Below are 14,781 nucleotides of genomic sequence, written 5' to 3'. Positions count from 1 at the left end.
GCGGAGCAGGGGAACTGAGCCGCCTCCCGATCCGACCCTTGCCTCATGACCATGGATGGGGACGCGCGGGCGGAGCGCCGGCTCACGGCACTGCTGACCTGCGCGATGGCGTTCTCGATGCTGCAGTTGTTCCTGCTGGGCGCGCTCGGACCGCGCCTGGTCGACGAACTCGGCATCTCGCCCACGGTGTTGGGGCTCACGACGACCATCGGATTCGGCACGGCCGCCGTCCTGTCGCCGTCGGGTGGGCGGGTCGTGGACCGGATCGGCCCCAGGCGCTCCCTCGTCCTGCTCCTCCTTGTCTCCTCGGCCGCGCTCGCGCTGATCGGCGCGGCGCCGGGGGCGGGGCTGCTGCTCGGCGCGGTCGCGCTGGGCGGGCTGCCGCAGGCGCTGGCGAACCCCGCGACCAACAAGGCCGTCCTGGCCGCCGTTCCGCCCGACCGCAGGGGCGCCGTGACCGGGACGAAGCAGTCCGGCGTCCAACTCGGCGCGTTCGCCGCGGGGTTGCCGCTGCCCGCCCTCGCGGGCGGGATCGGGTGGCGGGGCGCCGTCTGGATCGCCGCCGGTACGGCGCTGCTCACCGGACTGTGGGCGTGGCGGGCGCTCCCGGCGGACCCTCCCGCGCCCCCGGCGCCGGGCGGGCGCCCGTCGCTCGTGCCGCGCGGGCTCATCGCCTGGCTCGCGGTCTTCTCGCTCTTCCTCGGCTGCGGGATCGCCTCCGTCAACACGTACCTCGCCCTCTTCGGCACACGGGAGTTGGGCCTCGGGCCGACCGCCGCCGGCGCGCTTGTCGCGGTCCTCGGCGTGGCAGGGATCGTCGGCCGCGTCGGCTGGTCGCGGGCGGCCCGCCCCGGCCGCGCCGAGTGGCTCCCGGGCCTGCTGGCCGCCGGCGCGGTCGGCGCCGCGCTGCTGCTCGTGGCCGCGGGGGCCGTGGAACCGGCCGCCTGGCTGGGCGCGGCTGCCGTCGGTGTCTTCGCGGTCGCGGGCAACGCGGTCTCGATGGTCCTCGTCCTCCAACGCGCCGCCCCCGGCCGCGCGGGCCAGGACTCCGCCCTCGTCGCGGCCGGCTTCTTCGCCGGCTTCGCCGTGGGCCCGCCGCTCTTCGGCCTCCTCGCGGAATCGGGCCGCTACGGCACCGGCTGGCTCCTGGTGGCCGCCGAGTTCGCCACGGCGAGCGCGGTGGCCCTGGTCTGGGCGAACAGGGACCGCGCTCAGAGCCCGGTCCTCAAGGCGTCATGACGGCGACGGGGGAGGCGCCGTCCGGCGCGGATGACGTGCGAGGGCTCGACGTCCCGGGCGTGCACGCCGGCGAGCCGGAGCACTGGGCCTCCGAGGCGCTCGGGGCGGTGCTCGACCGGGTGGCGGTGAGCCATGCCGAAGTCGGGGCGCGGTTCCCGCTGTTCGCCGACCCCGGCACCGGTCGCTGGACCACGACCGGGCGCGGTTCCTGGACCGGCGGGTTCTGGGCCGGGCTGCTCTGGCTGAGGGCCCGCGGCACCGGCGACGAGCGGGACCGCGCGGCGGCGGTGGAGTGCACGGCCCGGCTCGCGCCCTGGGCGGAGGCCGACACCGCGACGCGCGGGCTCATCCTCTGGTACGGGACCGCGCTCGCCGACCGCGACCCGGGCGCCGACGCCCTCCGGGCGCGCGCGGCCCGCGCCTGCCTCCGGGACTTCGACCCCGAGCTCCGCCTGGTCCCCTGGGGCGACGCGCTCGGCGGCCCCCGACTCCTCGCCCGGGCGGACGGCGTCCCCGGCCTGGTCCCGCTGCTGGCCACGGAGAACGCCACCGCAGCCGACGCGCATCTCCGCAGCCACCTCGACCTCTGCGTGCACGGCCCAGGCGGGCCACGCCCCGCCTGGCAGTGGGACACCGCCACCGGCTGGCAGCCGTGCGAGGACCCGCCCCCCGACTGGGCCCGAGGCCGCGCCTGGCTCCTCCTCGCCGTGGCCGACGCTTTGCCGGCAGCGCAGTCCTCAGCGGCCGCCCAACCGGTCCACGAGGCACTGGAGTTGCTCCTGCCGCACCCCGACGAGCCGCTCGTGCCCCCCGCACACGCCGGCCTTGGCGACGGGCCCCTCGACACCTCCGCCGCCGCGATCACCGCCGTAGCCCTCGCGAAGCTCGCCCTCCTGCGGGACAGCCGCTCCGCGTGGTACGCGGAGCGCGCCCGTGACGTGCTCCAGCGACTGGTCTCCGCGCACCTGGCCGACGGCAGGCTCCTCGACGGCTGCTACGACGCCGGGAGCGGCACCGCCGTACGGCACCAACTCGTCTGGGGCGACTTCTTCCTGGCCCTCGGACTCGCCGCGCTCACCGGTCTCGTCGACCTCACGGCCGTGTAGCGACGACACCACCACCCGCCGGACCACCCGCGTCGCGGTCCCGCAGGACGCGGCGGGCGACCGACGTGATGTGGAGCTCGTCCGGACCGTCGAGGATCCGCGCCGCGCGGCCGGTGCGGAAGAGTGCCGGCAGCGCGGTGTCCGGTCCGAGCCCCGCCGCGCCGTGCACCTGGATCGCCGCGTCCGCGACCTTCTGCAGCATCCGCGCGGCCGCCACCTTGGCCAGGCCCACCTCGGTCCGCGCGTCCCGCCCCGCCACCAGCAGCGACACCGCCTCGTGCACAAGCGGGCGGGTCGTGCGCAGCGCGAGCAGGGCCTCGAAGACGTGCTGCTGGACCAGTTGGTGACCGGCCAGCGGCCCCCGCGAACCGACCCGGGACACCGCCCGGTCACACATCAGGTCGAACGCGCGCTGCGCCTGGCCCAGCCAGCGCAGACACCGCAACGTCCGCCCCCACGACAGCCGTTCACCTGCGACGGCCAGACCCTGCCCCCGCCCGCCGACGAGATGGTCGCCCGGAATCACGACCCCGTCCAGCTCGATCTCCCACTGACCGCCCACCCCGAGCACCGGCAGTTCACGCACGACCCGGAACCCGGGCGAGCCCGTCGGCACCAGGAGCAGCGACAGACCCTCCCGGTCGCCGTCCGCTCCGTCCGTACGGGCCAGGACCGTCACCAGGTCGGCGTCCCCCGCACCCGACGTGAACCACTTCCGCCCCGTGACGCGCCAACTCCCGTCCGGTCGCCGCTCGGCGCGCGTCGCGGTCAGGAACGGGTCCGTACCGGGCACGTCCGGCTCCGTCATGGCGTAACAGGTCCGTGCCTCCCCGGCCACGAGCTGCTTCAGGTACCGGTCCCGTACCCCCGCACTGCCGTGCCGCGCCAGCATCCGTACGTCGAGCAGCGGGGCCGAACCCAGCGCCGCGGGCCCGTGGTCGCTGGCCCCCTCTGCCTCGGCGTACGCCGCGTACTCCGCCAACCCAAGGCCACCACCGCCCAGTTCGGCGGGCAGCGGCAGCGCCCAGAGCCCCTGCGTCACCGCCTCCTCCCGCAGCTCGCGCAAGGCGGCCGAGGCGGCCGGGCCGCCGGCGTCGAGCACGCCCTCGCGCGGGACGACCAGCGTCCGTACGAACGCGGCCACCCGCTCCTGTACGGCCGTATCAGCCACGTCACTCCTCCGGTTCGGGTTTCAGGGGCCAGGGTCCAGGTCGCCGGGAACCCGTGGGAACGGCTGTCCGACTGACTCATGCGTGGAACTGGTCGGGAGCGGAGCCCTTCGGGTTCCCGCTCACCCAACACCCACCGGGCGCCGCGACCGCCGCGCCGGGAGAGGAGAGGCATGGCGACATCCGTCACCACCCAGACGGTCCGGCCGCTCGACACACTCGAGTTCGACGCCGTCGGGCCGCCGGAGCTCACCGATGTCGTCGCCCGTCACCTGCGGCTGCTCGGTGCCACGGCGACCACGCTCGCCGCACCCGGCCGCGAACGCGCTCCTGCAGCCGCCCAGTTGAGCGGGGGCGGCTTCGCCGACGTCGAGGCCGTCATGTCCTGGAGCGGCGCGCCCGCCGCGTACGGGATCGCCGACGAGGCCACCGTCCAGGCCGCCACGGGGATCATGGCGGTGCACGGCCGGCGTGACGGCGCTCCGCGCGGGCTCGCCGCCGACTTCGCCGCCACCGCCACCGGCGTCCTTACCGTGCAGGGCATGCTCGCCGGCCTCCTCGCCCAGGCCCGGGGTGGCAAGGGCCCTGCGCGGGTCGGCACCTCGGCGGACCGGGCCGGGCTCCTCGCCGTCTCCCAGTACCTCGCCGCCGCCGGGGCCGACGAGGGCGAGGCCGCCGAACTGGCGCCCGGCGGGCCGCCGTTCACCTCCGCCGACGGCGTCCGGTTCGAGCTGGAGACCCTGGACCCGGGGGCCTGGGCGGCCTTCTGGCGGGCCCTCGGCGCCCCGGCCGACGCGATACGGGCGGGCTGGAAGCCCTTCCAGTTCCGATACGCCACCGCCTGCGCACCCTTCCCCGCCACGCTCCACGCCACCACGCGCGCCCACGGCTGGGAGCGCGTACGCCGGGCCGCGAGCGTCTCCGGAGCCGAGGTCTGCGCCCTGCGCACCCTGGCCGAGCGCGCGGCGGAGGACGACGGCGCCGCCCCCTGGTCGCTCGGCCTCCTGCGACCGGGCACAACCGCGCCCCCGGTGAGCGCGCCCAGCCCCGAGCGTCCGCTCGCGGGCCTGACCGTCCTGGAGGCGGGCCGCCGCATCCAGGCCCCGCTCGCCGCCCACCTCCTCGGCCTCCTGGGCGCCGACGTCGTCCGCATCGAACCGCCCGGCGGTGACCCCCTGCGCGGTATGCCGCCCGCGTGCTCGGGGGTGTCGGCGCGCTGGCTCGCCCTCAACCGGGGCAAGCGCGCCGTCGAGATCGACATCAAGTCGGCCGACGACCGGCGGCGGCTGCGGGAGATGGCCGCGGAGGCCGATGTCTTCCTGCACAACTGGGCCCCGGGCAAGGCCGCCGAACTCGGCCTCGACGCCGAGGACTTCGCTGCCGTCAACCCGGCCCTGGTCCACGCGTACACCAGCGGCTGGGCCGACCGGCTGGGCGAGGCCCCGATGGGTACGGACTTCATGGTGCAGGCCCGAACGGGAGTCGGCGAGGCCGTCCGCCCGCACGGCGAAACCGCCGCGCCCTCCCTGATGACCCTCCTCGACGTCCTCGGGGGGCTCGTCGGCGCGGAGGCGGTGCTCGCCGGGCTCCTGCTGCGCGAACGCGCCGGTCACGGCGTCCGGGTCGACTCCTCCCTCCTCGGCGCCGCCGACACGCTGATCGCCCCCGCGCTGCGGCGGGCCGCCGGAGGCGCGGACCCGCGCCGCCCTGCCGGGTTCCGCCACCCGCTGCCCACGGCCGACGGCTGGGTCACCCCCGCCGACGCGTGCGCCGGCGCGGCGGTCGCGTACGACCTGAGCGAGCTGCCCACCGATGAAGCCGTACGGCAGCTGAGCGCCCACGGTCTGACCGCGACGGCGGTCACCACCGATCTCTCCGACCTGCACCACGACCCGCGCTTCGCCGGCTCGATCAGCCGCGACGCGCACGGCGCACCCGCAGTCCCCGACCCCTGGAGCTTCGCATGACCGCCGACAGCCTCACCGCCCCCAGCCTGCCCCTCGCCAGGACACCCGGCGCCACGACCGGTCTCCGGGACCTCCTCCCCGCGCGGCTGCGCCGCTCCTGGGCCGTCGACGGCACCTGCCCCGACCTCGACCTCTACAGCCTCTTCCGCGCCCGCCAGATCGCCGAGCTCCACCGCACAGCAGTCCTCGACTCCAAAGGGAAGCTCTGTTACACCGCTCTCGACCGCAAGGTCCGATGTCTGGCCACCGGGCTCAGAGAGCTCGGCATACGCGAGGGCGACGTGGTCGGCGTCCAGCTTCCCGACAACCGCAACGCGGTCATCGCCGACCTGGCCCTCGCCGCACTCGGAGCCGTGGCGCTGCCGTTCCCGGCCGGCCGGTGCGCGCAGGAGGCCGCCTCCCTGCTGCGGCGCGCCGAGGCCGTCGCCGTGATCGCCGCGACCGAGCACCGCGACGCCCATCCCGCCGCCGACCTCCTGGCCCTGGCCCCGCAGCTGCCCGCCCTGCGCCACGTCGTCGCCGCCGGACCCGGGACCGCGCCCGAAGGGGCCGGGGCCTTCTCCCAGTTGCTGCGCTCGGATCCGGCCGACTTCGTCGCGGCCCGCCCCGACCCCGACAGCGCGGCCCGCATCCTCGTCTCGTCCGGCTCCGAGGCGGAGCCGAAGATGATCGCGTACTCGCACAACGCCCTCGCGGGCGGACGCGGGAACTTCCTCGCCTCCCTCATCCCCGACGGCACCCCGCCGCGCTGCCTCTTCCTCGTGCCGCTCGCCTCCGCGTTCGGCTCCAACGGCACGGCCGTCACCCTGGCCCGGCACGGCGGCACGCTCGTGCTGCTCGACCGGTTCACCCCCGAGGCCGCCCTCGCGGCGATCCGGGAGCACGAGCCGACCCACATCCTCGGCGTGCCGACGATGATCCGCATGATGCTCGACCGACTGGAGACGGCCGAAGAAGCGTCCACCGAGCTCCCCACGCCCACCGCCCTCGTCCTGGGCGGCGCGCCGCTCGACGAGACGACCGCGGCCGACGCGGCGGCGGCCTTCGGCTGCCCGGTCGTCAACCTGTACGGATCGGCCGACGGCGTCAACTGCCACACCGGCCTGGAGAACCGCACCCCGCCCACCGACGCGGCCGGTGTCGTCGCCGGCCGGCCCGACCCCCGGGTGGCCGAGATCCGGATCACCGACACCGAGACCCACGAGCCGCTCCCCGAGGGCGGCGTCGGGGAGATCGTCGCGCGCGGCCCGATGACCCCGCTCTGCTACGTCGGCGCGCCCGAACTCGACGCCCGCTACCGCACCGCCGACGGCTGGGTCCGCACCGGCGACCTCGGCTTCCTCGACCCGGACGGCATCCTCCACGTGGTCGGCCGGCTCAAGGACATCGTGATCCGCGGCGGCGCCAACATCAGCCCCGCCGAGGTGGAACGCGCCCTCGCCGCCCACCCCGGGATCCGGGACGTCGTCTGCGTCGGCGTGCCGGACGAGCTGATGGGGGAGCGGCTCGCGGCCTGCGTGGTGCCCCGTGCCGACGGGCCGGCCGGCCCGCCCCTGGCGCTCGACTCGCTGGGCGCGCACCTGACCGCGTACGGCCTCGAAGCGCGCAAGCACCCCGAGCGTCTGCTGACCGTCGCCGAACTCCCGCTGACCCCGGCGGGCAAGCCCGACCGAGCGGCCCTGCGCGCTCAACTCATCCACACAGGCCAGCAAGTTCACGCAGCCGGATGACATGACGGTGGGGGCGGTCCGACCGGACAGCCCCCACCCTCACCGCTTCCCTACGACCGTCCGGCTCAGGACGTGGCGCCCATCGCCTTGTTCAGCTCGGCCGCCGCCGTCCGGTACACGGCCAGCAGATCGAGGTCCTCGCCCGGGTAGTTGACGATCTTCACCTGCGTGGCGCCGGAGTCGGGCAGCACCGTCCCCGTCGACATGTGCGCGTTGTCGAGGACCAACGCGGGCTTCTTCTTGGAGAGGTCCGCGAGCTGCGCGGGCGTGACGGCCTCGGGGCCGTACGTGCCGACCGTCGTCGCACCCGCCAGCTTCGCCGACCAGGCGGTGAAGACCTGCGCGACGACGTTCGGGCTCTTCCCGCCCGGCCAGGCGACCTTCAGCTCCCCCGACAGCTTCTTGTACTCGGTGTCGAAGCCTGCCTTCCAGGTCGTCGCCGCCTGCTCCGTGCCGAACAGCTTGCCCAGACGGGTGACTTCGGCCTTCACCTTGTCGGCGTCGTTGTCGAGACCGACCTCGACCAGCTCGGCCTTGGAGCCCGCAGCCTCCTTGATCTTCGCGGCGTACGGCTCGAAGGGCGCGTACAGCACGAAGTCGGCCTTCGCGACGGCGGCGAGGTCGGAGGGCTTGGGATCGTAGTCGGGCGCGTGGTGGGTGGACGGCGGCACGATCACCGTGATGTCCTCGGCGCCCGCCGCCTTGGCGAAGGCCCCCTCCCAGGTCGTGGTCACGACCACGACCGGCTTCCCGTCGCCCGGGCGCGCGTCGTCGCGGCCCGCGTCGGGCTCGGGGCCCGAGTCGGCGCCGCAGCCGGTCAGCAGAACGGAGGCCGCGCTCAGTGCGAGGACCGGGAGGAGGGAAGCGATGCGGATGCGGACGCGGGTGCGCGCCATGAGCGGGTTCTCCGTTCGGGGATGAGATGGACGGCGAGGACGACGGCCCCCGCCGTCAGGACGAGGACGGGCCCGGGGGGCCAGTCCAGCCAGAGGGCGATGAGGAAGCCGGTCAGGTTGACGGCGACGCCGATGGAGATCGCCCAGAGGGTGATCGACTTCAGGGAGGTGCCGAGCCGCCGGGCGGCCAGCGCGGGCAGCAGGGTCAGGGCGTCCACGAGCAGCGCGCCGGTCAGCTTGATCGCCCCGGCGACGGCCACCGCGACCAGGACGAGCAGGACGAGCGTCAGGGCGCGCACGGGCACGCCGGAGCAGAGCGCGAGCTCACGGTCGTACAGCAGGAGGGCCAGATCCCGCCGCTTCCACCAGAAGAGGCCCGGGACGAGCACGGCGAGCAGACCGAGCACGACGATGTCGGCCGTCCCGACGGACAGGATCGACCCCCACAACAGGGCGAACGCACCTGAGGCGTTGACGCCCGACACGGCGAGGACGAGCAGGGCGGCGGCGATGGCCAGGCTCATCAACAGCCCCATCGCCCCGGACAGTCCGTCGGGGGTACGGGCCAGGGGCGCGACCCCGGCGCCCGCGAGGGCGCACGCGACCAGCGCGCACACCATCGGGTCGAGACCGGTCAGCAGGCCCACCGCGATGCCGAGCAGCGCCACGTGCATCATCGCGAAGCGCACCGGCATGATGTCGAGCCCGACGATCACCACCCCGACCACCGGCAGGCCGACCGCCGCGAGCAGCAACGCGAACCCGGCCCGCTGCACCGGCAGCAGTTGGAGCAGTTCCCCCAAGTCGGCGGCGAGGTTCACCGAACCTCCCGCAGTCGTCCGGCGGCCATCTCCAGGACCCGGTCGCACCGCTCGGCGAGCGCCCGGTCGTGCGTCACGACGATCAGGGTGACCGGCAGGGCCGTCAGCGTGTCGGCCGCCTCCTCCTGGCCCTCGAAGTCGAGGGCGGCGGTCGGCTCGTCCGCGAGCAGCACCTGTGCTCCGGCGGCCACGCACCCCATCGCCCGCGCGAGGTACACGCGCTGCAACTGCCCCCCGGAGAGCGTGTGCACGGGCCGCTCCGCGAGCTGCGCGACCCCGAGCCGGGCGGCGGCCTCGGCGGCCTCCGCCGGCGCGCCGCCGCTCGCGAGGAGCTCGTTCGCGAGCAGCGGGAACCGGCCGGCGGCGGGCTTCTGCGGGATCCAGGCGCAGGCCCGGCGCCGCCAGGCCGCCTCCGCGGCGGAGTCGGTGCCCCGCCCGCCCACCAGGATCGAGCCGCTCACCGGCCGGTGCAGCCCCAGGACCGCCCGCAGCAGGGTGGTCTTCCCCGACCCGTTGGTGCCGGTCAGCGCGACCCGCTCTCCGGCCGCGATCTCCAGGTCCACGCCCGTGACGGCGTCGACCCGGCCATGGCGGCAGGCGACCCCCCGCATGTGAACGTCAAGTCCGCCCATTCCCCGCCTTCCCGCCATCCTCGTGGAGTCCGCCCGGGTAGTCGGACGCGACGCCCCTCCGGTTCCCGGCGTCCGTCCGGTTTTCGCGGGGCGGGTGGCCGGGAGGTTTCGGTGCGGGCGGAGCACCTTGGTCAACACCCGTACCACTGAGCTACGTTGACCTCGACCGGGCACGACGGTGGAGCCGACGGGGGAGCGGGGCGCGGGGCCGATGGACGTCGAGGAGACAGCGCGCCGCATCCTGGACCACATCCAGCGGGCGGAAGAGGACCCCGAGGCGCTCGCCTGGTTCCTCACCGAGGAGGCGACGGCGGACGCCGAGGCGGTACGCGGCGCCGGCCTGCTCCCGGACGGCAACGTCCTGCTGGCCGCCGTCAACGCGATCGGCTACTACGAATGGGGCCGCTTCCTCGCGGGCGGCGCGACGGACCACGCCGTCCTCGGCTCGGCCGCCCTCTGCTTCCTCGACGTCCACCGGGTCTCGCCCGCGCACGTGCCGCCGTTGCTGAGCCCGCTGCTCGCGCTCCTCGCGGGCGAGCCCGCCGGGGCGGACGCCGACCCCGGGAGCGCGTACGACGTGGGCGCCGGGATCCTCCTGCTGTACACCCGGCACCGCAACCCCGCCCTGCTGCCCGCCTCGGCCGTCCTGCTGCGCCACGCCGTCGCGGGCGTCCCCGAGGGGAGCGCCGAACAGGGCACGTTCCTGTCCGACCTCGGTCTGGTCCTCCTCTACGGATTCCGGGACGGCGGAGGCCCCGAACTCCTCGACGAGGCCGTGCACCAGAGCCGCGCCTCCGTGGCCGCCCCCTCCCCGGAACGGGCCGAACAGGCCCGCAGGCAGGGCAACCTGGGCCTCGTCCTGAGGCACGTGGCGGAGGCGGGTTCCGATCCGGAGGTGACGCGCGAGAGCGTCGACACCCTGCGCCGGACGCTGGACGTGAGCATGCCGGGAGATCCGTACCACGCCCTGCACCTCGGCCTCCTCGGCTCCGCGCTGCTCAGCGCCGCGCCCCGGCTCGACCAGCCTGTTCTCCTCGTCGAGGCCGTCGACTTCCTGCGCCGGTCGATCGCCGCCGAGCCCCCGGGGCAGCCGCCGCCCGCGGCCCATCTCGCCGACCTGGGCATGGCGTCGATCGGACTCTCCCTCGCCCCCGAGCCGGCCACGGGACCGCAGGACCGCACCGGGCTCTACGACGACGGCATCGACACCATCCGACGCGCGGCCGCCTCGGCAGGCAATCCGGTCGAGGCCTCCCTCTACCTCTCGAACCTCGCGTTCGCCCTCAACGGCCGTACGGCCGGCAACCCCGCCGCCCTCGACGACGCCCACCGCGCGGCCCGCGACGCCCTGGCGACCGCCCCGCCAGGACACCCGGCGCACGCCTACGCCGAGTACGTCCTGTCCCAGGTCCTGCGCACCCGGTACGTCGAGACCGGCGTCCTCGAAGAGCTGGACTCCGCGCTCGGGCACGCCCGCAGCGCGCTGGACGCCACCGCGCCGCACGACGGCAAGTACGAGGGCCGGGCCCTGGACTTCGCCGACCTGCTGCGACTGCGGGCGGGCGCCGTCGGCGACGCGCCCGAGGCGCTCGCCGAAGCGCTCGCCCTGCTGCGCCGCGTCGCCGCCGAGAGCCCGGTGCACGACGCCGGGCGGCCCAGGGTGCTGCTCAAACTGGCGCGGGTCCTCGACGCGTCGGACGACGGCCGGAGCGAGCAGGCCGAGACGCACGAGGCGGAGGCGGAACGCACGTACCGGGAGTGCGTCGCGCTGACGGTCGGGAACGACGGCGTCGGGGCCGCCGCCCGCAACGCCCTCGGGCAGCTGCTCGTACGACGGGCGAACCGCGCCGCGGTCTACGGCGAACCAGCGGGTCCGATCGCCGATCCGGTCGCTGTGCGCGCGGAGGAGGCGCGCCGTGAGGGGCTCGCCCTGATCGACGAGGCGCTCGACCTGATGCGCGACGACGACCCCCGGCGCTCCGAGTACCTGTCCGATCTGGGCTGCGTCCTCCTGGAGCACGGCGAGGCGACCGGCGGCCCCGAAGCCTACGCCGAGGCCGTGCGCACACTGCGCCTCGCGGTGGCGGTCGCACCGCCGGGCCAGGTCCACGACAGGGCCGTGGCCTGCTCCAACCTCGGCGCCGCGCTGGCGGGTCTGGGCATGCTCACCGGCGACGAGGCGCCGCTGGCCGAAGGGATACGGTCGCACCGGGAGGCGGTCGCGGCGACCGGCCCGCGCGACCACTACCGGGCGCACCGCCTCGGCAACCTGGGCGACGCGCTCCAGCGCCTGGCCCAGCACCGCTCGGACGTCACCCTCCTCGAGGAGGCCGTCGAAGTGCTCCGCGAGGCCGTCCGCGACGCGGGCCCCACCGTGCCGGGCGCGGCCGACAACTTCACCCGCCTCGGCAACGCCCTGCGCTCGCTCACCCGCTTCACCGGCGACGCCGGGCCCCTCGAAGAGGCCGTCCACTGGCAGCGACAGGCCGTCGCCGCGTCACGGGTGCCCGCCCCGAGGACCGCCGGCACCCGCCCGGCCTCCGTGTGGCGCGCCCGGTCCAACCTCGCCAACGTCCTCCTGGAGCTCCACCAGCGCAGCCTGGACGCGTCCCAGCGCGAGGAGGCCCTGGACCACTACCGCGCCGCGCTCGAGAACAGCCAGGAACCCGGCGACCGCCACGTCCTCCTCACCAACTACGGCAACGCTCTCTTCGCCCTCGCCGGCGACACCGTCGACGACACCCTCATGGACACCGCGTTCGGCGTCCTGCGCGAGGCGGCCACCGTCGTCCCCGCCTCCCACGCCGGGCGCTCGGGCGTCCTCATGAACCTCGGCATCGCCCTCGTGCGGCGTTCCAGCCTCACCGGCGACCGCACCTGGCTCACCGAGGGCCTGACCGTCCTGCGCCGCGCCGTGGACGAGTCGGCGCCGAACTCCTTCGACCGCCCCGTCCAGCTCTCCAACCTCGCCCACGCGCTGAGCACCCGATACAGCGAGACGGGCGACCGCGCCGACGCGGACGAGGCCGCGGACCTGCTGCGCGAGGCGATCTCCCTGGAGCACGGCGAGCGGCACGGCAGGGACCTCGCGCGCATCAACCTCGGCATCCTGCTGCACCGGGTCGCGTTCTCCCCGGAGGCGGAGGACCGCCCCCTCGCCGTGGAGTCGAGGCGCGTCCTGGAGGAGGCCCTCGCGGGCCTGGACGACCGCCACCCGCGCCGGGCGATGGCACTCATCAACCTGGCCGGCACCATCATGGGCACCGCGGAGATGACCCAGGGCGCCACGGACCCGGCACTGGGCCCTCTGCTCGACCGGGGGCTGAGCGCCGTACGGGAGGGGCTCGGCCGGCTCTCCGAAGGCCACCCCGACCACACCCAAGGCCTGTGGATCCTCGCCCGGATCCAGGTGGCCCGCGCCCGGTTCACCGACGGGCCGGGTGGGGGCGCGGGCGCGGCCGGCGACGCGGGCTCCCGCGGTGCCGCGTGGGCCGCGGATCTCGGCGAGGCGATCCGGTGCGCCCGGCAGGCCGCCCACAGCACGATCGCCCCGGTCTCCCAGCGTCTGCTGGCCGCGCGCACCTGGGGCGACGCGGCCGCCGCGGCGGGTGAGGACGCCGAGGCGCTCGCCGGGTACACGTACGCCGTCGGCCTGCTGTCCAAGCTCGCCCCGCGCGGTCTCGCCCGCGCCGACCAGGAGGGCCGCCTGACCGGCGGTACGGGGCTCGCCTCCGACGCCGCCGCGTTCGCGCTCCGGGCGGGGGACCCGTCGGCCGCGCTCACCCTCCTCGAAGAGGGGCGGGGCATTCTGCTCGCCCAGGGCGTGGAGACCCGCGGCGACCTCTCCCGGCTGCGTGCGGCGGACCCTGCCCTGGCCGCCGAGTTCGAACGCGTCCGCGACGCGCTGAGCGCCGATCCGAACGGCGGCCTCAGGACGATCCCCGCCGCTCCCCGGCATGCAGGCGCACCCGACGACCCGTCGTACGGCCCCTCGTACTCCGGGCACGAGGCCGGACTCCTCGCCGAGACACGGCACGCCCTGGCCCGGACCTGGGACGAACTCCTCGACCGGATCCGCCGACTGCCCGGTCTGGAGGACTTCCTGGCCGCGCCGGCGGCGGCGGATCTGCTCGGCGCGGCCTCCGGCGGACCGGTCGTGGTGGTCAACGTCAGCCGGCACGGCTCCGCCGCCCTCCTCGTCACCGCCGAGGGCATCCAGGTCGTCCCGCTGCCCGCCCTCGACCACGAGGAGTCCCTCAACCGGGCCACCGAGTTCGTCGAGGCCGTCGACCGGGCGTACGGAGACCAGGGGGCCCGGCGGGCCGTCGCCGCGATGCGGACCCTGTCCGACACCCTGGAGTGGCTCTGGACCGCCGTCGCCGAACCGGTCCTCGACCGCCTCGGCCCGCTCGCCGCCCCGCGCGAGGACGGACCGTCGACCCGGCTCTGGTGGTGCCCCACGGGCTGGCTGGCGCTCCTACCGCTGCACGCCGCGGGCCGCCCCGACCCGAGGCCGGGCGAGACCGTCCTCGACCGGGTCGTCTCCTCGTACACCCCGACCCTGCGCGCCCTGGTCCGCGCCCGGAACGCCCCCGTCGGCGCCGCCACGACCCTCCCCGCCCCGCTGATCGTCAGCCTCGCCGACACCCCCGGCGCCCCGTCGCTGCCCGGCGTCGCCCAGGAGGCGGAACTGCTCCGGAGGCTGTTCCCCGCGCACCGCGAACTCGCGGGCGGGGCCGCCACCGTGGCGGCCGTCCGCGACGCCCTGCCGGCGCACCCGTGGGTCCACTTCAGCTGCCACGGAGTGAGCGACCCGAACACGCCGTCGGAGAGCGGACTGATCCTCCACGACGGGCGGCTCACGGTCCGCGACGCCGCCGAGCAGCGCCCCCGCGAGGCCGTTCTCGCCGTCCTGTCGGCCTGCTCGACCTCCCAGGGCGGATTCACCCTCCCCGACGAGTCGGTCCACCTGGCCTCGTCGTTCCAACTGGCCGGGTACCCACATGTGATCGGCACGCTGTGGCCCGTGGCCGACAAGGTGGCGACCCGGCTGACGGAGGAGTTGTACGCGAGCCTCGTGGACGACCTCGCGCGGGGCCGCCCGATCGACCCGGCGACGGCCCTGCACCGCCCGGTCAGGGAGCTGCGCCGCCGTCTCGCGGGCGCCCCGCACCTGTGGGCCGCGCACATCCACACCGGACCGTGACGGGGGCGGGCCCGC

9 protein-coding genes are annotated in these 14,781 nt (G+C 75.7%); 5 read left to right on the top strand and 4 right to left on the bottom strand.

Annotated elements, in window-relative coordinates; all coding sequences use genetic code 11:
• Window positions 1–45: 45 nt before the first annotated feature.
• Both ACWCO8_RS09130 and ACWCO8_RS09125 read left to right on the top strand, forming a co-directional pair.
• Window positions 46–1,239 carry an MFS transporter gene (locus ACWCO8_RS09130; protein WP_451031687.1) on the top strand — a complete coding sequence of 398 codons (1,194 nt, stop codon included), beginning with the start codon at window positions 46–48 and terminating at the stop codon, window positions 1,237–1,239.
• Complete coding sequence (locus ACWCO8_RS09125) at window positions 1,236–2,345, top strand: sugar ABC transporter permease (RefSeq protein ID WP_451031686.1); 1,110 nt, start codon at window positions 1,236–1,238, stop codon at window positions 2,343–2,345. The genes ACWCO8_RS09130 and ACWCO8_RS09125 overlap by 4 nt, the downstream gene beginning before the upstream one ends.
• On the opposite strand, the gene ACWCO8_RS09120 is transcribed toward ACWCO8_RS09125, so the two are convergent.
• Window positions 2,332–3,516: an acyl-CoA dehydrogenase family protein gene (locus ACWCO8_RS09120; RefSeq protein WP_451031685.1), complete on the bottom strand. Its 1,185-nt coding sequence runs from the start codon at window positions 3,514–3,516 to the stop codon at window positions 2,332–2,334. The genes ACWCO8_RS09125 and ACWCO8_RS09120 overlap by 14 nt on opposite strands.
• A gap of 171 nt (window positions 3,517–3,687) precedes the next feature.
• Between ACWCO8_RS09120 and ACWCO8_RS09115 the strand changes: the two genes are divergently transcribed.
• Both ACWCO8_RS09115 and ACWCO8_RS09110 read left to right on the top strand, forming a co-directional pair.
• A complete protein-coding gene (locus tag ACWCO8_RS09115) occupies window positions 3,688–5,481 on the top strand; it encodes a CoA transferase (RefSeq protein WP_451031684.1) in 1,794 nt (597 codons plus the stop codon).
• Window positions 5,478–7,211, top strand: a complete 1,734-nt coding sequence (locus ACWCO8_RS09110) for a class I adenylate-forming enzyme family protein (RefSeq protein WP_451031683.1) — start codon at window positions 5,478–5,480, stop codon at window positions 7,209–7,211. The genes ACWCO8_RS09115 and ACWCO8_RS09110 overlap by 4 nt, the downstream gene beginning before the upstream one ends.
• Window positions 7,212–7,276: 65 nt before the next feature.
• Here ACWCO8_RS09110 and ACWCO8_RS09105 read toward each other — a convergent pair whose 3' ends face one another.
• The 3 genes from ACWCO8_RS09105 to ACWCO8_RS09095 are packed head-to-tail and all read right to left on the bottom strand — an operon-like array spanning window position 7,277 to window position 9,560.
• A complete protein-coding gene (locus tag ACWCO8_RS09105) occupies window positions 7,277–8,107 on the bottom strand; it encodes a metal ABC transporter solute-binding protein, Zn/Mn family (protein ID WP_451031682.1) in 831 nt (276 codons plus the stop codon).
• Window positions 8,050–8,928 carry a metal ABC transporter permease gene (locus ACWCO8_RS09100; RefSeq protein WP_451031681.1) on the bottom strand — a complete coding sequence of 293 codons (879 nt, stop codon included), beginning with the start codon at window positions 8,926–8,928 and terminating at the stop codon, window positions 8,050–8,052. The genes ACWCO8_RS09105 and ACWCO8_RS09100 overlap by 58 nt, the downstream gene beginning before the upstream one ends.
• Window positions 8,925–9,560: a metal ABC transporter ATP-binding protein gene (locus ACWCO8_RS09095; protein ID WP_362010106.1), complete on the bottom strand. Its 636-nt coding sequence runs from the start codon at window positions 9,558–9,560 to the stop codon at window positions 8,925–8,927. Before ACWCO8_RS09095 ends, ACWCO8_RS09100 begins: the two co-directional genes overlap by 4 nt.
• Before the next feature lie 211 nt (window positions 9,561–9,771).
• Between ACWCO8_RS09095 and ACWCO8_RS09090 the strand changes: the two genes are divergently transcribed.
• Window positions 9,772–14,766 (top strand): CHAT domain-containing protein, encoded by a 4,995-nt coding sequence (locus tag ACWCO8_RS09090; protein WP_451031680.1) that lies wholly within the window; start codon window positions 9,772–9,774, stop codon window positions 14,764–14,766.
• The last annotated feature ends 15 nt before the right edge of the window (window positions 14,767–14,781 follow it).

It is taken from the genome of Streptomyces sp. NPDC001927 (assembly GCF_053594455.1).
Note: the sequence above shows the minus strand (reverse complement) of the source record. Positions and strands in the feature narration are given on the sequence as shown.